General features: G+C 71.5%; 24 protein-coding genes. 13 read left to right on the top strand and 11 right to left on the bottom strand.

Annotated features, from left to right (window positions below; all coding sequences use genetic code 11):
• Window positions 1-60: 60 nt before the first annotated feature.
• Entirely contained in the window at window positions 61-1,320 is a 1,260-nt protein-coding gene (locus AB4Z14_RS10635) for a DNA recombination protein RmuC (RefSeq protein WP_442275171.1), read from the bottom strand.
• A 141-nt stretch (window positions 1,321-1,461) separates the two neighbouring features.
• On the opposite strand from AB4Z14_RS10635, the gene AB4Z14_RS10630 reads away from it, so the two are divergent.
• The 4 genes from AB4Z14_RS10630 to AB4Z14_RS10615 all read left to right on the top strand — a co-directional run bounded on the left by AB4Z14_RS10630 (window position 1,462) and on the right by AB4Z14_RS10615 (window position 4,544).
• Entirely contained in the window at window positions 1,462-2,310 is an 849-nt protein-coding gene (locus AB4Z14_RS10630; protein WP_442275170.1) for a thioesterase family protein, read from the top strand.
• Window positions 2,307-2,846, top strand: coding sequence for a histidine phosphatase family protein (locus AB4Z14_RS10625; RefSeq protein ID WP_442275169.1), 540 nt, complete (start codon window positions 2,307-2,309; stop codon window positions 2,844-2,846). Before AB4Z14_RS10630 ends, AB4Z14_RS10625 begins: the two co-directional genes overlap by 4 nt.
• A 67-nt stretch (window positions 2,847-2,913) precedes the next feature.
• On the top strand, window positions 2,914-4,008 hold the full coding sequence (ychF, locus tag AB4Z14_RS10620) for a redox-regulated ATPase YchF (protein ID WP_442275168.1): 1,095 nt from the start codon (window positions 2,914-2,916) through the stop codon (window positions 4,006-4,008).
• Window positions 4,009-4,088: 80 nt separating this feature from the next.
• Window positions 4,089-4,544 (top strand): acyltransferase, encoded by a 456-nt coding sequence (locus AB4Z14_RS10615; protein ID WP_442275381.1) that lies wholly within the window; start codon window positions 4,089-4,091, stop codon window positions 4,542-4,544.
• Between the two features lie 227 nt (window positions 4,545-4,771).
• Here the strand turns inward: AB4Z14_RS10615 and AB4Z14_RS10610 are convergent, their stop codons facing one another.
• A complete protein-coding gene (locus AB4Z14_RS10610; protein ID WP_442275167.1) occupies window positions 4,772-5,056 on the bottom strand; it encodes a hypothetical protein in 285 nt (94 codons plus the stop codon).
• Window positions 5,057-5,253: 197 nt separating this feature from the next.
• Window positions 5,254-5,457 (bottom strand): cold-shock protein, encoded by a 204-nt coding sequence (locus tag AB4Z14_RS10605; protein ID WP_009777120.1) that lies wholly within the window; start codon window positions 5,455-5,457, stop codon window positions 5,254-5,256.
• Window positions 5,458-5,816: 359 nt separating this feature from the next.
• Between AB4Z14_RS10605 and AB4Z14_RS10600 the strand changes: the two genes are divergently transcribed.
• Window positions 5,817-6,152, top strand: coding sequence for a DUF4760 domain-containing protein (locus tag AB4Z14_RS10600; protein WP_442275166.1), 336 nt, complete (start codon window positions 5,817-5,819; stop codon window positions 6,150-6,152).
• A 17-nt stretch (window positions 6,153-6,169) separates the two neighbouring features.
• Here AB4Z14_RS10600 and AB4Z14_RS10595 read toward each other — a convergent pair whose 3' ends face one another.
• Window positions 6,170-6,736, bottom strand: a complete 567-nt coding sequence (locus AB4Z14_RS10595; RefSeq protein WP_442275165.1) for a hypothetical protein — start codon at window positions 6,734-6,736, stop codon at window positions 6,170-6,172.
• Between the two features lie 138 nt (window positions 6,737-6,874).
• Between AB4Z14_RS10595 and AB4Z14_RS10590 the strand changes: the two genes are divergently transcribed.
• Window positions 6,875-7,231, top strand: a complete 357-nt coding sequence (locus AB4Z14_RS10590; RefSeq protein WP_442275164.1) for an arsenate reductase family protein — start codon at window positions 6,875-6,877, stop codon at window positions 7,229-7,231.
• A gap of 2 nt (window positions 7,232-7,233) precedes the next feature.
• On the opposite strand, the gene AB4Z14_RS10585 is transcribed toward AB4Z14_RS10590, so the two are convergent.
• Window positions 7,234-8,526: a DUF1479 domain-containing protein gene (locus tag AB4Z14_RS10585; RefSeq protein WP_442275163.1), complete on the bottom strand. Its 1,293-nt coding sequence runs from the start codon at window positions 8,524-8,526 to the stop codon at window positions 7,234-7,236.
• An 88-nt stretch (window positions 8,527-8,614) separates the two neighbouring features.
• Here AB4Z14_RS10585 and AB4Z14_RS10580 point away from each other — a divergent pair, with 88 nt between their 5' ends.
• The 4 genes from AB4Z14_RS10580 (at window position 8,615) to AB4Z14_RS10565 (ending at window position 15,951) form a co-directional block, all read left to right on the top strand.
• Window positions 8,615-9,826 (top strand): ROK family protein, encoded by a 1,212-nt coding sequence (locus AB4Z14_RS10580; protein ID WP_442275162.1) that lies wholly within the window; start codon window positions 8,615-8,617, stop codon window positions 9,824-9,826.
• Between the two features lie 74 nt (window positions 9,827-9,900).
• Entirely contained in the window at window positions 9,901-12,567 is a 2,667-nt protein-coding gene (locus AB4Z14_RS10575; protein WP_442275161.1) for an MGH1-like glycoside hydrolase domain-containing protein, read from the top strand.
• An 83-nt stretch (window positions 12,568-12,650) separates the two neighbouring features.
• Entirely contained in the window at window positions 12,651-14,513 is a 1,863-nt protein-coding gene (locus AB4Z14_RS10570; protein ID WP_442275160.1) for an amylo-alpha-1,6-glucosidase, read from the top strand.
• Window positions 14,514-14,523: 10 nt separating this feature from the next.
• Window positions 14,524-15,951, top strand: coding sequence for an MFS transporter (locus tag AB4Z14_RS10565; RefSeq protein WP_442275159.1), 1,428 nt, complete (start codon window positions 14,524-14,526; stop codon window positions 15,949-15,951).
• A 57-nt stretch (window positions 15,952-16,008) separates the two neighbouring features.
• On the opposite strand, the gene AB4Z14_RS10560 is transcribed toward AB4Z14_RS10565, so the two are convergent.
• Window positions 16,009-16,476 (bottom strand): methylglyoxal synthase, encoded by a 468-nt coding sequence (locus AB4Z14_RS10560; RefSeq protein WP_442275158.1) that lies wholly within the window; start codon window positions 16,474-16,476, stop codon window positions 16,009-16,011.
• 247 nt (window positions 16,477-16,723) lie between these two features.
• Window positions 16,724-17,488: a DUF5995 family protein gene (locus tag AB4Z14_RS10555; RefSeq protein WP_442275157.1), complete on the bottom strand. Its 765-nt coding sequence runs from the start codon at window positions 17,486-17,488 to the stop codon at window positions 16,724-16,726.
• Between the two features lie 112 nt (window positions 17,489-17,600).
• On the opposite strand from AB4Z14_RS10555, the gene AB4Z14_RS10550 reads away from it, so the two are divergent.
• Together AB4Z14_RS10550 and AB4Z14_RS10545 are read left to right on the top strand one after the other, a co-directional pair.
• Complete coding sequence (locus tag AB4Z14_RS10550; RefSeq protein WP_442275156.1) at window positions 17,601-17,954, top strand: hypothetical protein; 354 nt, start codon at window positions 17,601-17,603, stop codon at window positions 17,952-17,954.
• Between the two features lie 6 nt (window positions 17,955-17,960).
• Complete coding sequence (locus AB4Z14_RS10545; RefSeq protein WP_442275155.1) at window positions 17,961-18,851, top strand: hypothetical protein; 891 nt, start codon at window positions 17,961-17,963, stop codon at window positions 18,849-18,851.
• A 181-nt stretch (window positions 18,852-19,032) separates the two neighbouring features.
• Here AB4Z14_RS10545 and AB4Z14_RS10540 read toward each other — a convergent pair whose 3' ends face one another.
• Window positions 19,033-20,412, bottom strand: a complete 1,380-nt coding sequence (locus AB4Z14_RS10540; protein WP_442275154.1) for a ferredoxin reductase family protein — start codon at window positions 20,410-20,412, stop codon at window positions 19,033-19,035.
• 104 nt (window positions 20,413-20,516) lie between these two features.
• Window positions 20,517-21,353, bottom strand: coding sequence for a class I SAM-dependent methyltransferase (locus tag AB4Z14_RS10535; RefSeq protein WP_442275153.1), 837 nt, complete (start codon window positions 21,351-21,353; stop codon window positions 20,517-20,519).
• A 201-nt stretch (window positions 21,354-21,554) separates the two neighbouring features.
• Here AB4Z14_RS10535 and AB4Z14_RS10530 point away from each other — a divergent pair, with 201 nt between their 5' ends.
• Complete coding sequence (locus AB4Z14_RS10530) at window positions 21,555-22,238, top strand: winged helix-turn-helix transcriptional regulator (RefSeq protein ID WP_442275152.1); 684 nt, start codon at window positions 21,555-21,557, stop codon at window positions 22,236-22,238.
• 14 nt (window positions 22,239-22,252) lie between these two features.
• Here the strand turns inward: AB4Z14_RS10530 and AB4Z14_RS10525 are convergent, their stop codons facing one another.
• Both AB4Z14_RS10525 and AB4Z14_RS10520 read right to left on the bottom strand, forming a co-directional pair.
• Window positions 22,253-22,972, bottom strand: a complete 720-nt coding sequence (locus AB4Z14_RS10525; protein WP_442275151.1) for a DsbA family oxidoreductase — start codon at window positions 22,970-22,972, stop codon at window positions 22,253-22,255.
• A gap of 42 nt (window positions 22,973-23,014) precedes the next feature.
• Window positions 23,015-24,169 carry an ABC transporter ATP-binding protein gene (locus AB4Z14_RS10520; RefSeq protein ID WP_442275150.1) on the bottom strand — a complete coding sequence of 385 codons (1,155 nt, stop codon included), beginning with the start codon at window positions 24,167-24,169 and terminating at the stop codon, window positions 23,015-23,017.
• Between the last annotated feature and the right edge of the window lie 16 nt (window positions 24,170-24,185).

The raw sequence follows: 24,185 nt of genomic DNA, 5'->3' as shown, positions 1-24,185 counted from the left end.
CAACACCGACGAGCCGACGACCGCGCTCCCGCGTCGACCGGCCGCGCCGGACGGTCCGGCTCAGGCGGACTGCTCGCGGGGATCGTCGTCGGACCCCGGACGGGAGTCGACGCCGGCGGCGCCCGTGCCCCCCTGGCCAACCGCCCCGGTGCGCCCGACGGCACGGCCGAGGAACGCGTCGTCCCGGGCCGTGCGCCCGAGGTCGTCGGTCAGCTCCGCCGCGCTGAGCGAGCGCGGCGCGACCTCGAGCGGCTCGAGGGTCGGGGGCGCGTCGGTGGTCAGGTGCAGCTCGTGCATGCGGCGCGCCGTGACGAGCACCCGCGACTCGAGGGTGCCGACGAACCGGTTGTACTGCTCGACGGAGCGCGAGAGGGACTGGCCCATCGTCGTCACGTGCCCGCCGAGGGTCGTCAGACGCGCATAGAGGTCCTGGCCGATGACGAGCAGCTCGCGGGCGTTCTGCTCGAGGGCGTCCTGCTGCCAGATCGCCCCGATGGTGCGCAGCACGGCGAAGAGCGTGCCCGGGGAGGCGAGGACGACCTTGCGCGAGAGGGCGTGCTCGTAGAGGCCGGGGTCGTCGGAGAGGGCGGTCGCGAGGATCGCCTCGCCGGGGACGAAGCAGATGACGACCTCGGGGGAGCGGGTGAAGGCCGTCCAGTACGCCTTGGCGGCCAGGCCCTCGACGTGCCGCCGCAGTGAGGTGGCGTGGGCGGCGAGCAGCTCGGCACGCTCGACCTCGGACACGGTGTCGCCGTGGGCCTGGAGGAAGTGCGCCATCGGCGCCTTCGAGTCGACGACGACGTGACGGGAGCCGGGCAGGTTGATGACCGCGTCGGGTCGCACCGTCGCGCCGTGCCGGCTGACGTGGGTCACCTGCTCGTCGAAGTCGCAGCGGGCGATGAGGCCCGCCAGCTCGAGCACGCGCCTCAGCTGGACCTCGCCCCAGGCGCCGCGGACGGTGGAGGCGTTGAGGGCGCTCGCGAGCGTCGCCGTCTCGGAGCGGAGTGACTCGGTCGAGCGGCTCACCTCGGTGAGCCGCTCGCCCAGCTGACCGAACTGGAGGGACCGGTCGCGCTCGAGCGCCCCGACCTGGCGCTCGACCCGGCCGATGGTGTCGCGCAGCGGGGCGAGCAGGCTCACGGTCGTGTCGTCGACGTCGCGGGCGGCCTCGAGGTCGGCCACGCGCTCCCGGAGCACGTCCCGCTCGGCCTCGGCGCCGGCCGACCGGGCCAGCAGCGCGGAGCGGGCCGAGAGCCAGGCCAGCAGGCCCCCGACGAGTGCCCCGATGGCGAGGCCGACGAGCAGAGCGGTGAGGTCCATGCGAGCACCGTCCCAGACGGCGCCGACACCGTGGGGACGCGACACCCGGCCACGTCGCAGAACGCTGCGGTGGGCGGGACGTGGCGGACGGCATACGCCCGGGGTGGGCGGCGCGTCGGGGACGTCTGTTACACCTTGTCCGTGAGCGAGTACGACGACGCGACCCGGCTCGAGACCGGCGACGACCCCACGCAGCGGCACGGCACCTTCCACGAGGAGTGGATGATCGGCAACGCCGTCAACGGCGGCCTCGTCATGACGACCGCCCTCCGGGCCCTCGGCGAGCACCTCGCCGCCGACCCGACCGAGACGACCGAGCACGTCGACCCCGTCGTGCTGTCGGCGTACTTCATGACCGCCTCGCAGCCCGGGCCGTTCACCGTCACCACCGAGGTGATGCGGTGCGGCCGGAAGCTCTCGACGGGGCAGATGACGATCCACCAGACCGGCGACGACGGCCGGCCCGTCGAGCGGATGCGCGCCATCGGCTCGTTCGGCAACCTCACCGACCTCGACGTGCAGCGCCAGGCGAGCCCGCCCGAGATGCCGCCGCCCGAGCAGTGCGTCTCGGCCGAGCAGGCGCCGCCCGACTTCCTCGCCAACGCGAAGTTCCTCGAGCGTCTCGACCTGCGGCTCGACCCGAGCACGGCCGGGTGGGCGCTCGGCAAGCCCTCGATGCGCGGGGTCATGCGCGGCTGGCTGCGGCTGCGCGACGGCCGCGCGCCCGACACGACCATGCTCATGATGGCGCTCGACGCCCTCCCGCCCGTCGCGTTCGACCTCGGGCTCTTCGGCTGGACCCCGACGCTCGAGTTCACCGGCCACGTGCGCCGTCGGCCCGAGCCGGGCTGGCTGCAGGTGACGCTCGGCAGCGACACCCTCGGCGGCGGGATGATGGAGGAGGACGCGATGATCTGGGACTCCGCCGGCAACCTCGTCGCGCAGTCCCGCCAGCTGTGCGGCGTGCGGCTGCCCAAGGCCGGCGGGTGAGCGTCGAGCTCGTCTACGAGACCCACTCGATCACCGACGACAACGAGGCCGGGGTCGCGACCGGCTGGCTCCCCGGTCGTCTCTCGGAGGAGGGTCGTCGTCTCGCCGTCGAGCTCGGGCGACGGCGACCCGCGGCCGGGTTCGCCGCGGTCTACACCTCCGACCTGGCCCGTGCCGTCGAGACGGCCGAGCTCGCCTACGGCGGCACCGACGTGCCACGGCACGCCGACGCCCGGCTGCGCGAGTGCGACTACGGCCGGCTGAACGGGGGGCCCGTCGCCGACCTCGAACGCGTGCGGCTCGACCACGTCGACGTGCCCTTCCCGGGCGGCGGCCAGAGCTACCGTGACGTCGTCGACGCGACGGCGGACGTGCTGCGCGACCTGCGGCGCGACCACGACGGCGAGCGTGTGCTCCTCATCGCCCACTCCGCCAACCGCTGGGCGCTCCAGCACCTGCTCGACGGGGTGCCGCTCGAGCAGCTCGTCACCGCGCCCTTCGCGTGGCAGCCCGGCTGGGACTGGACGCTGGGGTGAGCGGGGGAGGGCGGCATACGCCCTCGTGGTCGGAGCCGGGCCCGATCGCCACTAAACTCTTGTCCTCGTGGCACTCACCATCGGAATCGTCGGTCTCCCCAACGTCGGCAAGTCGACGCTCTTCAACGCGCTGACCAAGAACAACGTGCTCGCCGCGAACTACCCGTTCGCGACGATCGAGCCGAACGTCGGCGTCGTCCCGCTGCCGGACTCGCGCCTCGGCGCGCTCGCCGAGATCTTCGGCTCGGAGAAGATCCTCCCGGCTACGGTGAGCTTCGTCGACATCGCCGGCATCGTCCGCGGCGCCTCCGAGGGGGAGGGGCTCGGCAACAAGTTCCTCGCCAACATCCGTGAGGCCGACGCGATCTGCCAGGTCGTCCGCGCCTTCGAGGACGGCGACGTCGTCCACGTCGACGGCAAGGTGAGTCCCGCGAGCGACATCGAGACGATCCACACCGAGCTCATCCTCGCCGACCTCCAGACGCTCGAGAAGGCGGTGCCCCGCCTCGAGAAGGAGGCCCGGGTCAACAAGGACAGGAAGGCCGCCGTCGACCTCGCGGTCGCCGCGCAGAAGGTCCTCGAGGAGGGTCACACGCTGTATGCCGCCGGGCCGGCCGCAGGGGTGGACCTGGCCGAGGCGAAGCAGCTGGGTCTGCTGACGACCAAGCCCTTCATCTACGTCTTCAACCTCGACGAGGACCAGCTCGCCGACGCGGACCTCCAGGCGTCGCTGCGTGAGCTCGCGGCACCGGCTGATGCCGTCTTCCTCAACGCCAAGCTCGAGATGGATCTCATGGAGATGGAGCCCGACGAGGCGCTCGAGCTGCTCCAGAGCTTCGGGGCCGAGGAGTCCGGCATGGACCAGCTCGCCCGAACCGGCTTCCACACGCTCGGGCTGCAGACCTACCTCACGGCCGGCCCCAAGGAGTCGCGTGCGTGGACGATCGGCAAGGGGTGGACCGCCCCGATGGCCGCCGGCGTCATCCACACCGACTTCCAGCGCGGCTTCATCAAGGCCGAGGTCGTCTCGTTCGACGACCTCGTCTCGGCGGGGAACATGAACGCCGCCAAGGCCGCCGGCAAGGTCCGCATCGAGGGCAAGGACTACGTCATGGCCGACGGCGACGTCGTGGAGTTCCGGCACAATGTAACTACTAAGTAACGGGTCGGGGGAGTGAGGCGGTGTTTGGAATCAAGTGGCGTCTGTCGGCCGCCGCCCAGCAGTTCGCATGTAGTCGGTACATGGGGGGCGTCCAGCGACTTCAGACCCTACGCAGACTGGGCATGGTAGGAATCGGCAATTGTTGGATCGAGCCTGGCGTCGAGTTCCGGTTTCGCGACATCCAGATCGGGGACGGCTCCTACATCAACACCGGCAGCTTCTTCGAGGGCGACCCCCCGGTTGTGATCGGTCGTAACGTCGCGGTCGGGCCATACTGCCGGGTGCTGACTCGCTCGCATGAGTTGGATCGCGGTGAACGTCGAGCGGGACCACTAACCTATGGATCGGTCACCATAGGCGACGGCACCTGGACGGGTGCCAGCGTCACGATCCTGCCAGGAGTCGATGTCGCGCCTGGGTGTGTGATAGCGGCCGGGACGGTGGTCGCCAAGTCGACCGCGCCCGACGGTTTGTATGCAGGGGTCCCGGCGCATCGGATCCGTGACCTTCAATCTCACCGTGGTGAGCACGGCTAGAACCGTGCGAACGGACGGCGACGCGTCGAGTTCCGCTTCAACGTCTGAGCGGCTCACCCCCAGGGTCGGTTCGCGCTGTCACGCATGCGTTTGACCTCGAGGAGCTCCCGGCTGCCGCACCGCTGGCAGATGATCACGTCCTTGTCACCCGGCTGGCGTCGATACATGTGCCCCATGACCCAGCACGGGGCGTTCCTCAGTCGCATGATCGGTCCTCTCGCCCGCGCTCAACTGCCGCCGCTGCCGTCGCCACCGCAGCCGCCGCCGTCGAAACCGCCCCCGTCGAAGCCGCCGGAGAATCCCCCGCCGAACCCGTCGCCGTTGGAGTAGCCCCAACCGCTCTCGGCCCCGAAGCCGGCGGAGTCGCATCGACCTGCGCCGAGCCGGGCGCCTCGCGCACCGGGACGGTGCCTACCGCACTCCGTGCAGGTGCGGCCGTGTGTCGGGTCGTCCGCCGCAGGCTCCCAGCGGTGCCGGCCGATCATGCACGTGAAGCTCTTGGTGATGTCCATGCCTCAGGATCGGCCGCGACCGGCCCGCCGTCTGTGCGCGTCGCCACACATGGCGAGGTTCCCTGCTCGTGGCGACCGGTGGACAGCGAGCCGTCACCGCCGGTGCGGCCTGCGAGGGCTCGCCCGTGAAAAAGCAGATCCCCGACCAGAAGGTCGGGGATCTGCGCGGGACCGAAGTCACCGAAGGCTGTTGGGGGTCAGATGCCCTTGACCTTCTCCGCCTGGGGGCCCTTCGGGCCCTGCGTGACGTCGAACTCGACCTTCTGGCCCTCCTGGAGCTCGCGGTAGCCGCCGCTCTCGATGGCCGAGTAGTGAACGAAGACATCGGCGCCGCCGCCGTCCTGCTCAATGAAGCCGAAGCCCTTTTCGCTGTTGAACCACTTCACGGTGCCTGTTGCCACTGGTGTTGCCTCTTCTTGTCTGCGAGGCCTCCCGTGCGGAGACCTCAGGCTGCCGCTGGTCACGACGGGCGCGTCACGCGAACCTTCGCGCAGCAGCTTCGTCGTGCCGAGCCCGCACCTGACGGACTGGGACGGCAACTGGGAACGAAGGTAGCAGTCGCAGGCTCCCCTGACCCCGTCCCGGTGGGTGCGAGCCCAGTGTGTCCGGACCTCGAGATGCGCCGGGGACCGCGTTGGCGCACGGTCCACGTGCATTCGGTGCCGCTCCTGCGTCGCAGTTCTGACGAAGGCCTGTCGGGCGCGACAGCGACGAGTAGCGTTCGTAGGAGTCACATCGGGCCCGGACGAGGGAGATCGAGATGCCGAACCAGGCAGACGGAGCACTGCTCGTGCAGGTGGCCCAGTGGGGCTCCACGATGGGCATCGAGGAGGCCCAGCAGGCGATCTGGTCCGACGACTTCGACCCCGAGACCGCCTCGACCGACGACGTGCTCGTCGCCCGAGTCCTCAACTGGGGTGAAACCATCGGGACGCTCACGAAGAACGGGCTCCTGGACACCGACCTCGTCCTCGACTGGCTCTGGATGTCGGGACTGTGGTCGCGCGTCGGGCCCGCAGCCAAGAAGCTGCGCGAAGAGCACGGCGTGCCCGAGCTGTACGAGAACTTCGAGGCCCTGGCCACGCGGCAGGTTTGAGGCGCACCCCCCGACACTCAGTGGCCGGCGACGCCGGTGTGTCGGGCGAGCGTCGAGCCGTAGGTGCCTGCGCCGGGACTGCGGACGAAGAGCGAAGGGTCGACCTGCGCGGCCTCCGGAGAGTTGGGGAAGCCTGCGAGCCATTCCGTGACCGCAGGTGACACGGCCACCGCGGCGGCGACGGACGCGAGGAGCGAGTGCGCGTAGAGCAGCGCGCCACCCTCAGCCGCGCCGGAACCGACCGCGTGCCCTTCGGTGACACCCTGGCCCGGGCGGCGCAGGATCCTGACCAGATGTCCGTGGTCGAGCAGCTCCGCCGAGAAGGCGGCCTGGGCGAGGTCGGCCGGCTCTGCCGTCGGCGGCCGCAGTCCGTCCGGCAGGTCGTGGGCGAGACGCAGGAAGAGGGCCTCCGACTGCTCCGACGAGAGCGTGGCGAAGGCTTCGCGGTGTGCTTGGCGGAGCGCGTCCGAGGACGCCACGCGCAGCAGGAAGGCGTATCGGGCGACGTCCAGCGCCTGCCCGTCGGATGCGTCGTCACCGTGCTTCCGTGGCCTGACCTTGCTGAGCCTGTCGCCAATCCCCATGAGCACTCCTCGAGCACCACGCGTCGTCGCCGCGGACCATCCTGACCCGTCGATCGTCCTCCGGTGTCGTACGAGGGGACAAGGGGCTGGGCCACCCTCGTCCCGGTGCGTCGCCGGTCGACGCTAGGGTTCGGCGCCATGAGCGACGTGACGATCCTGCACAACAACCGCTGCTCGACGTCCCGGGCTGCCCTCGAGCGCCTCGACGACGCGCACGTCGCGGCCGAGGTCGTCGACTACCTGCGCCACCCGCTCGACGCGGCCGCGCTGGGCGGCCTGCTCGACAAGCTCGAGGACCCACCGACCGACCTCGTCCGCCGCGACGCGCACTTCGCCGGGCTCGGGCTGACCGACGCCGACGTCGAGACCCGCGAGCAGGTCGTCGCCGTCTTGGCCGAGCACCCACGGCTGCTCCAGCGACCCGTCCTCGTCAGGGGTGACCGCGCCATCATCGGCCGGCCGAAGGAGCGGGTCGCGGCCTTCCTCGCCGACTGAGCTCAGTCGAGGCCGAGCCCCCGGCGTCCCGTCTCGTTGAGCTGCTCGGGGGCGAACCGGTCGGGCCAGCTGCGCTCGTAGTCCTCCTCTGGGAAGTCGCTCGGGCTGGAACCGCTGAGGAACGCCTCACGCACGCTGGCGGCATACCGCTCGTTGCGCTCGCACCAGGGCGCGGCGGGGATGTACATGACGTTGCCCCAGCCCTGCTGGTCGGTGACGGGCGCGACGCTGTGGATCATGTCGCAGTGCCACCACACGGAGTCGCCCGCGCGGACGTCCGGGATGCCGCTCAGGGCCTCGAGCAGGAGCGGGTGCCACCGCTCGCTGGCCGGGAAGACCTGGTTCGTCGTGACCCCGCACATGTCGTCGTCCGGGACGTCGTCGAGCAGCGGGCGGAGCATGAGGTATGCCATCGCCTCGGGGATCGGGACCGTGTGCAGGACGCCCTGGTCGTGGTCCATGTCGGACAGCGCGGTCCAGCCCTGGAAGGTGCGGAAGGCCGAGCACATCGTCGTGCCCGGGTACTGCGGGCCGGAGGTGCGGTGGGCGGCGTCCCAGGGGTCGTACTGCTCGACGCTGCCGTCGAAGAGGTGGCGGAAGGCCTGCTGGTAGCCCCGCGTCATCCAGAGGTCCAGCGTGCCGGGGTCGCAGTGCGCCCCGAGGCCGTTCGAGTCGGCGCCCGGCGGCCGGCGGCGGATGCGGTCGGGGTAGAGGGAGTCGCGGTCGGGGTCGAACCACTGCACGCCGTCGGACTCGTGCGTCCACTGCGCGTTGAGCAGCGACTGGACCGTGGCCATCCGCTCGCTCTGTCGTGCCTCCATCTGCGCGGGGGACCAGTAGACGGGGTAGATCTCGGGCTTCGAGCCGACGCTGCCGAAGAAGTCGTCGCCCGGCCCCCGGTAGCTCTCGAAGAAGGCGTTGCCCTCGACGTAGTCGACGATGCCGGCATCCCAGGCGAGCGCTTGCTCGCGCGGGAAGTGGCCGCGGACGACGAGGCAGCCGCGCCGACGCAGCGCCTCGAGCTGCTCCGGGGTGACCGTGCCCTGCTCGATGTCGGCGTAGTGGATGACGGGCCAGACGTCCTCGCCGCGCTCGCGGGCCGCGCGGATCTCGGCGACGCGCTCGGCGACCCGCGCCTCGACGACCGCGAAGACCTCGGCGACGGTGCGGCCGGACGCCTCGATGCGCGCCCGGATCGCGCTCTTGACCTCGCGGATCGCTGCGGGCAGGTCGTCGGGCGGGGTCTCCCAGTGCGGGAGGTCCGTGTCGGCGGGGGTGACGTGCGTGGTGGTCATGATGGTTCCTTTGGTCAGGACTCCTTACGAAGAATGACGGTAGCGCGTCGTGACGCATTTGGGCAAGAGTCCTAACTAGAATGGGTGCATGTCGTCCGCGAAACCGAGCCTCGACTTGCTCCGCTCGCTCACCGAGGAGCACGTGCTGCACGCCCTGATGGAGCACGGGCGCCTCACCCGGGCCGAGGTCGCGGCCCTGACCGGCATCTCGAAGCCGACGATCTCCGAGGGAGTGCGGCGTCTCGTCGACGCCGGCCTCGTCGTCGACACGGGGGAGCGCAGCTCGGGCCGTGGTCGGGCCGGGTCCTACTACACGCTCGCGCCCGACTCCGGCGCCGCCCTCGTCGTCAGCATCACCCCGCACGGGGTCGTGGCCGAGGCCGTCGACGCCTTCGGCGAGGTGGTCGCCGCGACCGAGATCGCCTTGGCGCGCGACGCCGGCGTCGGCGCCGTGGGCCTGGCCCTGACGCGGGCCGTCGCCGAGATCGCCGGCGGCGGACGAGCCGGCACCGGCGAGCGTGCGGGGGCGGGCGCGGCGCCCAGGCTGCGCGTGGCGGTGGTCAGCGCGGCCGACCCCGTGGACCGCGGGACCGGCCGGCTCGTGCACCTGCCCGACGCCCCCTTCCTCGTCGGTGACCTCGACGCGCCGGCGCTGCTCGCGGGAGCCGTCGAAGGGCCCGTCCTCGTCGACAACGACGTGAACTGGGCGGCCCGGGCCGAGCGTGCGTCCGGCGACGCCGGGGCCGTCGGGGGCTCGCACGACTTCGTCTACCTCTACCTCGACGAAGGGCTCGGCTGCGCCGTCGTGTCCGACGGTGAGGTACGGCGTGGTCACGCCGGCCTGGCCGGGGAGATCGCCCACCTCCTGACGGAGGGGCCGGACGGTCGGGCCGTGCGTCTGACCGAGGTCTTCGCCCACCTCGGGCTGCGTCGACCGGGCTCGACCGCCATCGACGTCGAGCTGTTGCGGAAGAGGATCGGCGAGGCCGCCGCTGGCGACAGCACGCTCGTCGCCCTGGGCACCGCCGTCCTGGGTGTCCTCGGCGCGGCGATCGCGCTCGCCGACCCGGAGATGGTCGTCGTCGGTGGCGCCTGGGGGCGCGACGTCGCGTTCGTCGACGAGCTGCGTCGCCGGTCCGCCGAGCTGCCGCGACCCGTTCCGGTCGTCGCTGCTCTCGACGGCGACCGGCCGCAGCTCTCCGGTGCCCGCGCGGCGGCCCTGCACCAGCTCCGCGAGTCGGTCGTCGCCGCGGTACGTGCTCCAGGCGGGCGGCTGGTCGACCGGCAGTCGCCCCGGTAACACGCCGAGTCACGGAGTTCATCCCGTCGACATCTTCATCCGCTGTACTGGACGTCCGACGAAGGGGAGCCCACATGTCCGGAACGGAACGCAGCAGGGTGGATTCGTTCAGCCACCCCGAGGACGGCCTCCACGGGGCCACCCCGTGGTACGACTGGGGGCCCTACCTCTCCGAGCGGGCCTGGGGAACCGTGCGTGAGGACTACAGCGCCGGCGGGGCTGCCTGGGACTACTTCCCCCACGACCACGCCCGCTCCCGGGCCTACCGCTGGGGCGAGGACGGCATGGCAGGCGTCAGCGACGTCGACCAGAACCTGTGCATGGCCCTGGCGCTGTGGAACGGCCGCGACCCGATCCTCAAGGAGCGGATGTTCGGCCTCACCGGCCCCGAGGGCAACCACGGCGAGGACGTCAAGGAGTACTGGTGGTTCCTCGACGCCCTGCCGAGCCACGCGTGGCTGCACTGGCGCTACCACTACCCGCAGGCCGAGTACCCGTATGCCGCCCTCGTGGCCGAGAACGGCCTTCGCGACCAGACGCAGCCGGAGTACGAGCTCATGGACACGGGTGTCTTCGACGACGACCGCTACTGGGTGGTCGACGTCGTGCACGCCAAGGCCGACCCGTACGACCTGCTCATGGAGGTCCGCGTCACCAATGCGGGCCCCGACGTGGCGACGCTGCACGTCCTGCCGCAGCTGTGGTTCCGCAACACGTGGTCCTGGGACGTGGGCGCCACCCGGCCCTCGCTCAGCGCGACGGGCCCCGACCGGGTCGCGGTGGAGCACCCGCGGTTCGGCGAGCTCGAGTGGGAGCTCGCGCCCGGGCCCACCGGTGAGTCGCCCGAGCTGCTGTTCTGCGAGAACGAGACCAACAGCCGGCGGCTGTACGGCTCCGACTCCTCAGCGGACTACCCGAAGGACGGGGTCAACGACCACGTCGTGACCGGCGCGCCGACGGTCAACCCGGAACGGGTCGGGTCGAAGAGCGCGGCCTGGTACCGCCTGACCGTGGCCCCGGGCGAGACGCAGGTCGTGCGCGTCCGCCTCCGGGCGCCGTCCTCGGCGCCCGCCTTCGGCGCGCCGTTCGACGCAGTCATCGAGCAGCGTCGCGCCGAGGCCGACGAGTTCTATGCCGAGGTGATCCCGGCAGACGTCGAGCAGGACGCCCGCCTGGTGGCGCGGCAGGCCTTCGCGGGGATGATCTGGGGCAAGCAGTTCTACCGCTACGACGTGAAGCGCTGGCTGGAGGGGGACCCCACGCAGCCCCCACCGCCGGCGGAACGACGGTCCGGGCGCAACGCCGGCTGGCTCAACGTGGACGCCCGCGACATCCTGTCCATGCCGGATCCGTGGGAGTACCCCTGGTTCGCTGCCTGGGACATGGCGTTCCACACCGTCGCCCTGGCTCATCTCGACCCGGCGTTCGCCAAGTACCAGCTGCTCGTGCTCTGCCGGGAGTGGTTCCAGCACCCGAACGGGGCCCTCCCGGCCTACGAGTGGGCCTTCGGCGACGCCAACCCGCCCGTGCACGCCTGGGCGGCCCTGCACGTGTGGGACATCGACGGCAGGCGCGACACCGACTTCCTCGCCTGCCTGATGCCCAAGCTGCTCATGAACTTCACGTGGTGGGTCAACCGGATGGACCCGGAGGGCGACAACCTCTTCGCCGGTGGCTTCCTCGGTCTGGACAACATCAGCGCCATCGACAGGTCGCACCTGCCGCCCGGTGGTCGACTGGAGCAGGCGGACGGGACGAGCTGGATGGCGTTCTACTCGCTCACCCTCCTGGAGATCGCGAGGATCCTCGCCGAGAAGGACGACGCCTGGACCGACATCGAGGTGAAGTTCATCGAGCACTTCGTCCTCATCGTCGACGCCATGCACTCCCAGGGACTCTGGGACGAGGAGGACGGCTTCTTCTACGACGTCTTCCACTCCACCGACGGCAGCACCGTCCCGATCAAGGTGCGGTCGATGGTGGGGGTGCTGCCGCTGATGGGGATGGTCGTCGTGGGGCCCGACCTGCTGGCAACGCTGGCGACCCTCCAGAAGCGCTTCTCGGGCTTCCTCGGCCGACAGGACTCCAGCCACCCGGACCGCGGCGCTGGACGAGTGGTCCCGGTTCCCGGCACCGAGGCGGTCGCGTTGGGCGTGGTCCCGGCGAAGGAGGTGCGCCGGGTCCTGGCCCGGGTCTTCGACGAGGACGAGTTCCTGTCCTCGCACGGGCTGCGAGGGCTGTCGAGGTACCACCTCGAGCACCCCGTGTCGCTCGAGCTCGCGGGGTCGACGGTCACGGTCGACTACGAGCCCGCCGAGTCCACGACGGGCATGTTCGGCGGCAACTCCAACTGGCGCGGACCGGTCTGGATGCCGGTCAACTACCTCGTGCTGCGCAACCTCCAGCGCTATGCCCACTCACTCGGTGCAGCGGGTGAGGTCGAGTACCCCACGGGCAGTGGACGCACGCAGGGCCTGGGCGACTGCGCCGAGGATCTGCGCCGGCGTCTGATCTCGTTGTTCCTCAGGGGCCCCGACGGCCGTCGGCCCTGCCACGGCTGGGTCGACAAGCTGCAGGACGACCCCCGATGGCGGGACAACGTGACCTTCTACGAGTACTTCCACGGCGACAACGGCGCCGGCCTGGGAGCCAGTCACCAGACCGGGTGGACCGGACTCGTGGCAGACCTGATCTGCCGGCCCGACCCGTTCGCCGGCAGCGAGCAGCCGTGGGGCCCGTGAGCCCCCCGAGGCCCGCCACCGGGATCGCGTTCGGTCGGGGTGTCTGCGGCTCCCTCGACGAGGCATCGTCGAGGGAGTGGCTGGTGACCGACGGGCTCGGCGGGTACGCCTCCGGCACGGTCTCAGGCCTGCACACCCGTCGATACCACGGCCTGCTGTTGGCCCCCACGGCACCGGCTGGTGCGTCCCGGATGCTCGGGCTGGCCGCGCTCGACACGGTCGTGGTGGTCGGCGACCGCCGCATCCGGCTGTCGACCCACGAGTGGGAAGGGGGCGTCGTCGATCCCCGCGGGCACGAGCAGCTCGCCTCGTTCGACCTGGCCGACGGGGTGCCGCGATGGCGCTTCGACCTCGGCGCCGTCCAGCTCGAGGTCGAGGTGGCCATGGCTCACGGTCTCAGCGCGGTGGCGGTGGTGCACCGCCTGCTCGGCGGGGAGGCGCGCCTGGAGCTGACTCCGCTCTGCACGTGGCGCGACCAGCACGGTGACCGGTTCGCCGGTGCCGACCCTGACGTGGAGCCGACCGGGTCCGGCCTCGTCTTCGAGTCCGCCTACCGGGTGGAGGGCCCGAACTACCGTCCCGGGGGCGAGTGGTACCGCGGGGTCCACCATCGGGAGGAGGCGGCCCGAGGGCTGGGTGCGACCGAGGACCTCTGGGCCGCAGGCACCTTCACCGCCGAGCTCAGGGCCGGTGACGTGCTCGCGGTGACGGCTACGACAGACCTGGGCGCCCCGTCTCCGGACGCGGTGGCCCTCGTGGCCGACGCCCGGGCGCGTGCCGACGCGCTGGCGGTGCAGGCCGGTGCACGTGGCGCTGTCGATCGGACCCTGGCCGTCGCGGCGGACCGGTTCGTGGTGCGGACCCCGAGCGGCCCCACCGCGGTGGCCGGCTACCCGTGGTTCGGTGAGTGGTCGCGTGACCTGTTCACCTCCTACGAGGGACTGTTCCTCGCGACGGGCCGGGCCGAGGAGGGCCGCTCGGTGCTCGTCCGAGCGGCCGACAGCGTGTCCGAGGGCATGCTGGCCAACACCGCTGACGTCGGCACGCTGGAGTACAACACCGTCGACGCCACGCTCTGGTTCCTGCACGCACTGGGTCGGCACGTCGCAGGCACCGCTGACCTGGACCTGGCCGCGCAGCTCGCCGACACCGTCGTCGACATCCTGTCCGCACATCGGGCCGGCACCCGCTTCGGCATCCGCGTCGACCCGGCCACCGGTCTCGTGCGGGGCGGGGCCGACGGATGGGCCCTGACCTGGATGGATGCGCGGATCGACGGCCGGCCGGTCACCCCGCGTTCCGGCTGTCCCGTGGAGGTCGAAGCGCTCTGGATCAACGGGCTCGGGAGCGCCATCGACCTGCTGGAACAGGTCGGGCGCGCCACCGAAGACTGGGTCGCTTTGCGGGACAAGGCAATCACCTCCTTCATGACTCTCTTCCCCGTCGGCCCGAACGGCCTGCCCGACCTGGTCGACGACGCCGGACAGGCGCGCACCGAGTGCCGCCCGAACCAGCTCTTGGCCGCGTCGCTGCCCCACGGCCCCGTGCAGGACCCCCGGGCCGCTGCGGCTGTCGTCGCTGCCTGCCGCGCCGACCTGGCGAGCTCGGTCGGGCTTCGGTCCTTGTCGCCCGAGGACCCCGCCTACCTCGGCCGACACCGAGGCGGCCCCGCCGCCCGTGACCGGGCCTACCACCAGGGAACGGTCTGGCCCTGGCTCATGGGTCCGTACGTGGACGCGGTGCGCCGTGCCCAGGAGGACACGACCGGCCTCCTCGACGGACTCGAGCTGCACCTGTCCGAGTTCGGGCTCGGCTCGGTGTCCGAGACGGCGGACGGGGACGCGCCGCATGGCGCGACCGGCTGCCCCTTCCAGGCCTGGTCCGTCGCCGAGCTCATCCGGGCGAGGGCCTCACTCGCGGACGGCCCCCCGATCCCACCGACGTAGGAGCAACGCCATGAACGACACACCAGCCGTGGCCCGGACCTCGACCGACCTGCGCCGGGTCCTGATCCCGCTGGCCCTGGCCCAGTTCATCTGCAGCTTTGCCGGCTCGAACATGAACGTCATGATCAACGACATCAGCGAAGACCTGGACACGACGGTGCAGGGCGTGCAGACGGCCATCACGATCTTCCTGCTCGTCATGGCCGCGCTGATGATCCCGGCCGGCAAGCTGACCGACCGGTACGGCCGGCGGCGCTGCTTCACCGTCGGTCTCGTCCTCTACGGCATCGGCGCCCTCATGAGTGCGGCGGCCCCTGGTCTGGGGGTCCTCATCCTCGGCAACTCGATCCTCGAGGGGGTCGGCACGGCCCTGCTGATCCCGCCGGTCTACATCCTGACGACGATGCTGTTCACCGAGACCACCTCACGGGCCCGCGCGTTCGGCGTCATCAGTGCCCTCGGCGGGGTCGGGGCCGCAGCCGGCCCACTGATCGGTGGCCTGATCACCTCGGCAGTCAGCTGGCGGGCAGCGTTCCTGTTCCAGGCCGTCGTCGTGGGCGTCATCGTCCTGCTCAGCCGGCGGATCGAGGACCCCGTGCCAGCGGATCCCACGCGTCAGTTCGACACGCGCGGGGCGGTGCTGTCCGCGGTCGGTCTCGTGCTCGTCGTCATGGGCATCCTCGCTGCCGACGAGAGCGGCTGGCTGATGGTCGCCCTGCTCGCCCTCGGTGCAGCGGTGCTGTTCTGGTTCTTCCGCTCGGTGATCGCCATGGAACGCGCAGGCGAGGAACCGCTGCTGTCTACCTCGCTCTTCCACAACCGCACCTCGAACCTGGGGCTCATCACGCAGAGCGCGCAGTGGCTGATCCTCATGGGTGTGTCGTTCGTCGTCTCGGCGTACCTGCAGGTGGTCCGTGGCTACGACGCGATCTCGACCGGCGTGATCTTCACGGCGGCCACGGTCGGCCTGCTCGTCTCCTCCTTGGCAGCCGGCCGTCTAGCCCAACGTCTCGCCCAGCGGACTCTCATCCTGGCGGGCTTCGCCATCTCGACCAGCGGCATCGCCTTGCTCCTCGCCCTGGTGACGGGGTCGTCGAACGCCTGGGCCTTCATCCCGGGGCTGCTCATGATCGGCGTCGGCCTCGGCACGATGCTGACCCCCTCGGTGAACGTGGTCCAGTCCAGCTTCAGCCAGGACCGTCAGGGCGAGATCTCGGGCCTGTCGCGAAGCGTCTCCAACCTCGGCTCCTGCCTCGGGACGGCCGTCGCCGGCACGATCCTCGTCGCCGGTCTGACGACGACCCCGGAACGGGGCTACGGACTCGCCATGGCCGCTCTGGGCGTGGTCGGGATGGCGGGCCTCGCCGCTGCCGCGCGGCTTCCTCGGACGGCCACCACCCGATCGACCTCGGCCACGGAGCCGGTGCAGCAGACCTGACCAGAAGGGGCCGCCCCGACACGCCCTGCGTGGCGGGCACGGTCCCCGGCGCGCACGTCAGGCCACGAGGGGTGGCCCACCCGCCGGGGCGTCGTCGGTCAGGGAGCGGTCGCCGAAGTCGGGACGCACCGGCGTGTAGTGACCCGAGAGCAGGGGCGAGGAGATCATCAGATCGGCGCTCGCGACGTTGCAGGCGACGGCCGTGTTCCAGACCGCGGCCACCCGCAGGAGCGCCTTGACGTCGGGATCGTGCGGTTGGGGCTCGAGGGGGTCCCAGAAGAAGACGAGCAGGTCGATGAGGCCCTCGGCGATCCGGGCGCCGATCTGCTGGTCGCCACCGACCGGACCGCTGAGCAGCCGGGTGACGGGCAGGCCCAGCTCGTACTGCAGCAGCGTGCCCGTCGTGCCCGTGGCGAAGAGGCGGTGCTTCGCGAGCGTCTCGCTGTTGAAGGCAGCCCACCGGAGCAGGTCGGGCTTCTTGTTGTCGTGGGCGACGAGGGCGATCCCTCGTTCGGTCGTCGTCATGGGGTCTGGCCTCCGTGGGTCGGGGCTGATCACTCCACGGTGACCGACCGACGTGACGCCGCGGTTGCCAGCGCGTGAGCCCCGTGTTGCGGCTGAGGTGGATGGCGCGGAACAAACTTCTCGGATCGCTGTAACGCCCCGGCTGGCCCTGCCGATGGAGGGGTCAGAAGAGGCGCCACTCGGACCCCCGAGCGAGTGGCGCCTCTCCTGTGTCCGGGAGGCCTGCTCGCGTATGCGTGTGGCGGCGTCAGCGCGCCGGTGGCAGCACGACGCCGAAGCCGGCCACGGCCAGCCGGAGCAGCACCTGTCCGGGGGCGAGCAGGTCGGCGATGCGAGCGGCGCTGAGCACCTCCAGCTCGGCGAGCCGGACGGCATACGCCTCCGGGCCATCGACGCGAGCCCGCTGGAGCTCGGTCGTGTTGTGCCACACCTTGGTGCGGGCCTCGCGCAGGAAGCGGGTCGAGGCGGCGCGGTTGAGCGGCGTCAGCACCCGGTCGAGCGCGCTCTTGGCACTCAGGGTGGCCAGCTCGTCGTCCTCCGCGGCGACCCGGGCGGACAGCACCCCGTCGATGCGCTCGTGGTCGCGTCGCCGCCGGTCGAGCCGGACGGGGTCGGCGAAGTCGGCGTCGCTGATGACGCCGAGGAGGGCCTGCGGCAGGTCGTAGTTGATGTGCGCGTTGATCCCGAGGAGCACCTGCCGCAGCGGCGGCAGGTCGGCGGGAGCCCCGAACGCGAGCCGCCACGGGCGCGGTGCCTGACGTCCCGGGTCACCCGACAGGTCGGCGTCGAGGGCGTCGAGGTAGAGGTCGGCGAAGACGACGTCCCACACCTCGACCCACTCCGGGTCCTCGAAGGCGGCGGCCTCGATGGCGTCGCCGACGGCCCGCGTCGTGCGCTGGTAGGTCGCGAGGAACGCTCGCCGGGCGGAGAGCTGCGGCGGTATCTGCTCGAGGGTCGCGGTCATCCGCTCGAGGACGTCGTCGATGGTGCGCCCACCCTCGGTTCCGGTCATCGCGTTCTCCTCACGCATGCCGCCCCTCGCTCCTATTCTGGAGCGGGAGTCGCACGGTGTCAGTCGAATCCGGACGCCGTCGCGCGGGGGCGCTACTGGTCGAGGAGGCCTGATGAGAGCACGGACGCACGGGCCCAGGTCGTTCGACGCGGTCACCGTCGGGCAGCGCGAGACGGATGGGTGGGTGGCCCACTACCGGCACGAATGGGCGACGTTCCTGCGGGCGTCGGTGGCGATGGTGGCGGCGGGCTTCGGGATGAACGGGCCCGACACGCTGCGCGGTGCGTGGCTCGTGCTCCGGGCCAACCAGGCGTGGGCGCCCTTCCCCGACAACGACCCCCAGCGTGCGCGTGACCTGATGCGCCGCTTCTACGCGCTCGTCGCGGGGGCGGCGGGCCTCGACCTCGACCCCACGCAGGCCAGCGCCCTCGTCGACCTCGACGCGGTCGGACGATCGAGGGGTTGAGGGGCCGTGGGGCGCGTCGACCCTGCGTCCCCGCCCTCGACGACTCGGAGGGACGACCGCGTCCTGCCGGCCACCCGGGTCCTCTGCGTCGTGCTCGTGCCGATCCTGCTCACCGCGTTCGTCATCCTCTACGGCTTCCCGTCCGACACCGGGCGCCTCTTCGCCTGGACGATCAGGCCGAGCCTGACCCCCATGGTGCTCGGGTCGGCCTATCTCGGCGGGGCGTGGTTCTTCGTCCGCGTCGCGCGTGAGCGGCGGTGGGCGCGGGTCGGTGCCGGCCTGCTGTCCGTCACCCTCTTCGCGGCCCTGCTCGGGGTCGCCACGGTCATCCACTGGGACCGGTTCAACCACGGCCACGTCGCCTTCTGGCTCTGGGCCACGCTCTACTTCGTCGCCCCGTTCCTCGTGCTCGCGGCCTGGGTGGCCAACACCAGGGTCGCCGCGCTGCCCCGCCCCGACGAGCTGCGCCTCCGTCCGGGTGCGCGGGCGGTCGTCGCCGGCGGTGCTGGCCTCGCGCTCGCGCAGGGCCTCGTGATGTTCGCCGTCCCGAGCCTCGTGATCCCGGTCTGGCCGTGGCTGCTGACACCGCTCACGTGCCGCGTCGTCGGTGCGGTCTTCTGCCTCGGCAGCGCCGGTCTCGTCGTGCTCCGTGACACCAGGTGGGTACGCCTGCGGCTCATGGTCGAGGTCGAGGTCGTCATGCTGACGCTCATCCTCGTCGGGGCCGTGCGGGCGCGGTCCGACCTCTACACCGACCGTCCCCTGACCTGGCTGCTCCTCACCGGCCTCGCCGCCACGCTCGGGACCTCGCTGCTGCTCTGGAGGGCCATGGCCGGGCGTGAGCGGGCGCGAGGGACGTCCGCGCGACCGGCGCCCCCGCGGACGTCCGCCCGCTGAGGTGGAGCCTCAGCGCGGTGAGAGCACGAGGAACGGCGGTCTCCGGAGCAGGTCGTCCGACACCCACGTCGGGTCCGACGACGTGACGACCGGCAGGCGCCCGTCATCAACGTCGTCGCATCGTGCCCATCGTCCTCTCGACCATCCCGGTCTGGCTGGCCCAGCGACTCTGCGGGCGTACCTAGACGACGTCGAACAGCTCGGTGTGGATGCGCCGCGAGGGCACGCCGCGGTCGCCGATGATCTCGGTCGCGGCGGCCACCATGGGCCCGGGTCCGCAGACGAAGTAGTCGACGACCTGCTTGGACCGACGCTGGGGCAGGGCCCGCTCGAGCACCGCCGCCGTGAACCGCCCCACCTCGCCGTCCCACTCGTCCGGCGGCTCCTCGAGGATCTCGACCACGTGGAGGTCGAGTCGCTCGCCGAGGTGCTCCCCGTCGGCGCGGTGCAGCAGGTCGTCGGCCGTGCGGCCGGCGACGACGAGCAGCACGGGTCTCTCGTCGCCCCGGTCGGCCAGGGTGCGGATCATGCTGAGCATCGGGGTGATGCCGACGCCGCCGGCAATGAGGACGAAGCGGTCGGAGCGCAGTCCGTCGAGGGTGAACGACCCGTGCGGTCCGTCGATGAAGACGCTGCGTCCGGGACGCAGGCCCGCGATGAGCTCGCTGAAGTCGCCCATGCCCTTGATCGTGAACTCCTTGCGCCAGGGCTCGGTCGCGGCCGAGGCGATGGTGAAGGGGTGCTCCTCGAAGACGTACGGCGAGGTGCCGATCTTGAGCCAGGCGAACTGTCCGGGCCGGAAGGCCACGCCGGAGTGACCGGCGGCGTGCAGCACGAGGGTCGTCGCGGTCGGCGAGACGTGCCGCACCTCGTCGACGACATAGCGGTTGCGGTAGGACCGCAGAGGTCGCCAGACCCAGCGGTGCACGAAGGCGAGGACGAGGAGCAGGGCGAGACCCTCGAACCAGAGGCGAGCTGACGAGAAGCGGGTCAGGTCGTCCAGCCACAGGACGTGCAGTGCCGTCGCGAGGAGCACCACGTGCGCGAGCAGCACGTGGACGAGGCGCCACCCCTCGTACCGTGGCCGCCGGCGCCGGCGGCTGAGGCCCAGCGCGACGACGCCGACCAGACCCACCGTCGCGATGGTCGCGGCCCAGACGCGTGGCGGCGCGACACGGAGGTCGAGCAGCGCGATCCCCGGGCCGGGCCGCAGGACCACGACGACGACGTGGGCGACGACGAGCGCCACCGCCGCGAGCGCCAGGGCTCGGTGGTTGCGCAGGAGCCGCTCGACGCCGAGGTAGCCCGTGACGGGGCGGAAACGGCTCGGCAGCACGAACGTCAGCACGAGCAGCGAGGCGGCGGCGAGGGCCGTGACGAGCGAGACCACCCTCAGCGGCCCCTGGTGCGCGCCGTCGGGCGCCGACCACAGAGCCCACAGCGGCACGACGAGGGCAGCGGCGACGAGCAGCGCCCACAGTGCAGGGGCGAGTCGCCGCCGAGATGCGCCGCCCCTGCCGCCCCACCACATGCGCCGACCGCCGACGGGGGTCGAGCCCACGATGACTCCATCCGGAGGCGGAAGATCCTCCCGAGCCTACGGAGTCGCTCGACCAGCCGCCTCAAGCCCGGGTCAAGAAACCCTTAAGCCGGACGGACCGGATCTCACGCCCGTCGGGCCGTGACGAGGAGGTACTCCCACCCCATCCGCCCGTGCGCGTCCAGGTGGTCGCGGGCCAGGTCCAGCAGGGCCGCGTCGAGGGCTGCGACCGCGTCCGGGGAGTCGGCGATGCCGCGGTAGGTGACGATCGTCGGACCGTAGGCGCGCTTGAAGAAGTCCCGGAAGTCCTCGGGGTGCTCGAAATGCACTGCGAGCGAACGCTTCTCGGCCGTGAGGTCTGCGACCTGGCTCCCGAGGAGCTCGCGTACGTGCGACTCGTCGCCCCACAGCGGGGGCGGCTGCGCGCCCGGAGGCGGCGGCGCGGCATACGGCTTCATCGTCGCGAACATCTGCCCGATGAAGCCCTGCGGCGTCCAGCTGGCGAGCCCCACCGTTCCGCCCGGTCGTGCGACGCGGACGAGCTCGTCCGCAGCGGCCCGGTGGTGCGGCGCGAACATCACGCCGACGCACGAGAGGACGACGTCGAAGGAGGCGTCGGCATACGGAAGGGCCTCCGCATCGCCCTGCTCCCAGTCGATCGCGACTCCGGCCTCGGCGGCGAGCCGGCGGCCGACGTCGAGCAGCTCGGGGGCGAGGTCGCTCGCCACGACGCGTGCGCCGGTCCGGGCTGCGGGGATGGCGGCGTTGCCGGTCCCTGCGGCGACGTCGAGGACGTCCTGTCCGGCCGCGACGCGGCACGCATGGACGAGCACGCGGCCGAGCTCCGGGATGACCTCCCGCGCCACGGCCGGGTAGTCGCCGAGCGCCCACATGGCGGCATGCCGGGCCTTGAGTGCGGCGTCGGCGGCGGTGGCCTCCGTCGTCCGGGTGTGTGTCGTCATTCGCGTTCCCTCCATCGGTGACGGGACCGGTGCGATCCGGCGGCCCGGCGGCCCACCCGGGCCGTCTGTCTCCAGCGTCCGCTGCCGCCGACGCGGGCTCCAGTACACGAAGTGGACTGACGCGGTGCACGTCGAGGACCGATACTGGGCGGTGGGCCGCGGTGCAGGTCAGGGTCCGCGGCCTCCGACCGGAGGTGGGCCATGGGACGACATGATCCCGGGGCGGGCCAGTACTGCCCGATCTCACGGACGCTGGACGTCGTGGGGGAGCGGTGGTCGCTGCTCATCCTGCGCGACCTGTTGACGGGGACGACGCGCTTCAACGACCTCTCGCGGGGCCTGCCCGGGCTGTCGCGCACGCTGCTGACGAAGCGGCTGCGCCATCTCGAGCGGTACGGCGTCGTCGAGCGGTCGGGCACCCGCTACGTGCTGACCCCATCGGGGCGCGCGCTCGAGCCGGTCGTCTTCGGTCTGGCGCAGTGGGGAGCCGACTGGATGTTCGGCGATCCGCAGCCGGAGGAGCTCGACGCCCAGCTGCTCGTCTGGTGGATGCACACGCGCGTCGACACCTCCGTCCTGGCGGGTGACCGGCACGTGCTCCACCTGCGTTTCGACGACGATGCGCGCCACTTCTGGATCCTCGTCGAGCACGGCACGCCCTCGGTGTGCATGACCGACCCGGGCTTCCCCGTCGACGTGACGATCAGCAGCGACGTGGCGTCGTTGTATGCCGTGTGGCTCGGCCGTCTGCCCCTGACCACGGCGCTGCGGTCGGGCCGGGTGCACCTCGACGGGTCGACGGCGGTGACGCGCCGTCTCGACGAAGTGCTCCGGCTCAGCCCGGTGGCACCTTTCGTCGCGGCCATGCGAGCGCGGCCGGCGTGACCCCGGGGGAGCGCTCAGCAGCCCTCGGGCCCGCAGGCGACCGTGTCGGTGGCGTCGGTGGCGATCCCCGTCGCGACGGGCTGGAGCATGACGAGGGGGTGCGACTCGCGCCAGGCCTGCTCGAGCGCCTGGGTGAAGAGCTCGGTGGGCTGAGCGCCGGACACGCCGTACTTCTCGTCGAGCACGAAGAACGGAACGCCTCTGATGCCAAGGGAGTTCGCGGCGGTGATGTCGGCGACGACCGCGTCCCGCCACGTGTGTGACGCGAGGTCGCGCGCGATCTCGTCGGCGTCGAGCCCTGACTGGACGCCGATGCGAACGAGGACCTCACGGTCGCCGATGTCCTCCCCGTGCTCGAAGTGCGCCGACAGCAGCGCCTCCTTGACCTCCTCGCCCACGCCGCGGGCCTTCGCGAGGTGGAGCAGCTCGTGCCCGGCGAAGCTGTTGGCCACGACGACGGACCCGAAGTCGTAGCGCAGGCCCTCGTCGGCGGCGATCGCCGTCACCTGGTCGAACATCTGGCTCACCTGGGCGCGCGACATGCCCTTGCGGTCGACGAGGTAGTCGAGCTCCGTGCCGTCGTGGTGGTCGGGCAGCGTCGGGTCGAGCTGGTAGCTGCGCCACTGCACCTCGACCTCGTCGCGGTGCGGGAACGCGGCCAGTGCCTTCTCGAAGCGGCGCTTGCCGATGTAGCACCACGGGCAGGCGATGTCAGACCAGATCTCGACCTTCATGCACCGCTCAACGACGGCGACGGGGGATTGCTTCCCCGAGGGTCAGGCGCGCAAGCCGTCGCCGTCGTCGGTGGCGTTTTGCTCGGGGGTGAGGGGGGCACCGGTGGCGTCCGCGCGGGGGGCGTCGTCGGGCACGACGTCGCCGAGCGGGGCGCCCGCCCGGGCCGGTGCCGGAACGTCGGTGTTCTCCGGGAAGTGGCAGGCGACCTGGTGCAGGGGCGCGAGCTCGACGAGCGGCGGCTCCTGCGTCTTGCAGATCTCCTGGGCCTTCCAGCAGCGCGTGTGGAACCGGCAGGCCGGCGGCGGGTTGACCGGGCTCGGGACGTCGCCCTCGAGGCGGATGCGCTCGCGCTTCGTGCGCCGCTGCGTGTCGGGGATCGGCACGGCCGAGAGCAGCGCGGTCGTGTACGGGTGCATCGGTCGCGTGTAGAGCTCGTCGCGCTCGGCGATCTCGACGAGCTTGCCGAGGTACATCACGGCCACGCGGTCGGACATGTGGCGCACGACCGACAGGTCGTGGGCGATGACGACGTAGGTCAGGCCCAGCTCGTCCTGGAGGTCCTCGAGGAGGTTGATGACCTGCGCCTGGATCGACACGTCGAGGGCGGACACGGGCTCGTCGGCGATGATGAGCTTGGGCTTGAGGGCGAGCGAGCGCGCGATGCCGATGCGCTGGCGCTGACCGCCTGAGAACTCGTGCGGGTAGCGGTTGTAGTGCTCCGGGTTGAGGCCGACGAGCTCGAGGAGATCCTGGACCTCACGCTTGATGCCGTGCTCGGTCTTGATCCCCTGCAGGTGGTACGGCGCCCCGACGATGGTGCCGACGGTGTGTCGCGGGTTCAGCGAGCCGTAGGGGTCCTGGAAGATCATCTGCACGTCGCGGCGCAGTGGCCGCAGCTTGCCGGCGGACCAGTGGGTGATGTCCTCTCCCTCGAGCAGGATCGTGCCACCGGTCGGCTCGAGCAGGCGCGTCAGCATGCGGCCGGTCGTCGTCTTGCCGCAGCCGGACTCGCCCACGAGCGACAGCGTCTCGCCGCGCGACACGTTGAACGTCAGGCCGTCGACCGCCTGGACCGCACCGACCTGGCGCTGGAGCAGGCCACGCGTGATCGGGAAGTGCTTCGTCAGGCCGGTGACCTGCAGCAGCGACTCGCCCGCCTGCTTGGACGCGGTCGGCTTGACGTGGGTGGTGGTCACGATGGGGCTCCTGTGC

It is taken from the genome of Terrabacter sp. 2TAF16, from assembly GCF_052115065.1.
GTDB lineage: Bacteria > Actinomycetota > Actinomycetes > Actinomycetales > Dermatophilaceae > Terrabacter.
Note: the sequence above shows the minus strand (reverse complement) of the source record. Positions and strands in the feature narration are given on the sequence as shown.

Excerpts from the sequence above, each read along its gene's own strand:
- AB4Z14_RS10635 (WP_442275171.1), bottom strand. The coding sequence starts at position 1,320 with ATGGACCTCACCGCTCTGCTCGTCGGCCTCGCCATCGGGGCACTCGTC.
- AB4Z14_RS10615 (WP_442275381.1), top strand. The coding sequence starts at position 4,089 with ATGGGGGGCGTCCAGCGACTTCAGACCCTACGCAGACTGGGCATGGTA.
- AB4Z14_RS10610 (WP_442275167.1), bottom strand. The coding sequence starts at position 5,056 with ATGGACATCACCAAGAGCTTCACGTGCATGATCGGCCGGCACCGCTGG.
- AB4Z14_RS10600 (WP_442275166.1), top strand. The coding sequence starts at position 5,817 with ATGCCGAACCAGGCAGACGGAGCACTGCTCGTGCAGGTGGCCCAGTGG.
- AB4Z14_RS10595 (WP_442275165.1), bottom strand. The coding sequence starts at position 6,736 with ATGGGGATTGGCGACAGGCTCAGCAAGGTCAGGCCACGGAAGCACGGT.
- AB4Z14_RS10590 (WP_442275164.1), top strand. The coding sequence starts at position 6,875 with ATGAGCGACGTGACGATCCTGCACAACAACCGCTGCTCGACGTCCCGG.
- AB4Z14_RS10585 (WP_442275163.1), bottom strand. The coding sequence starts at position 8,526 with ATGACCACCACGCACGTCACCCCCGCCGACACGGACCTCCCGCACTGG.
- AB4Z14_RS10580 (WP_442275162.1), top strand. The coding sequence starts at position 8,615 with ATGTCGTCCGCGAAACCGAGCCTCGACTTGCTCCGCTCGCTCACCGAG.
- AB4Z14_RS10575 (WP_442275161.1), top strand. The coding sequence starts at position 9,901 with ATGTCCGGAACGGAACGCAGCAGGGTGGATTCGTTCAGCCACCCCGAG.
- AB4Z14_RS10565 (WP_442275159.1), top strand. The coding sequence starts at position 14,524 with ATGAACGACACACCAGCCGTGGCCCGGACCTCGACCGACCTGCGCCGG.
- AB4Z14_RS10560 (WP_442275158.1), bottom strand. The coding sequence starts at position 16,476 with ATGACGACGACCGAACGAGGGATCGCCCTCGTCGCCCACGACAACAAG.
- AB4Z14_RS10555 (WP_442275157.1), bottom strand. The coding sequence starts at position 17,488 with ATGACCGGAACCGAGGGTGGGCGCACCATCGACGACGTCCTCGAGCGG.
- AB4Z14_RS10550 (WP_442275156.1), top strand. The coding sequence starts at position 17,601 with ATGAGAGCACGGACGCACGGGCCCAGGTCGTTCGACGCGGTCACCGTC.
- AB4Z14_RS10535 (WP_442275153.1), bottom strand. The coding sequence starts at position 21,353 with ATGACGACACACACCCGGACGACGGAGGCCACCGCCGCCGACGCCGCA.
- AB4Z14_RS10530 (WP_442275152.1), top strand. The coding sequence starts at position 21,555 with ATGGGACGACATGATCCCGGGGCGGGCCAGTACTGCCCGATCTCACGG.
- AB4Z14_RS10525 (WP_442275151.1), bottom strand. The coding sequence starts at position 22,972 with ATGAAGGTCGAGATCTGGTCTGACATCGCCTGCCCGTGGTGCTACATC.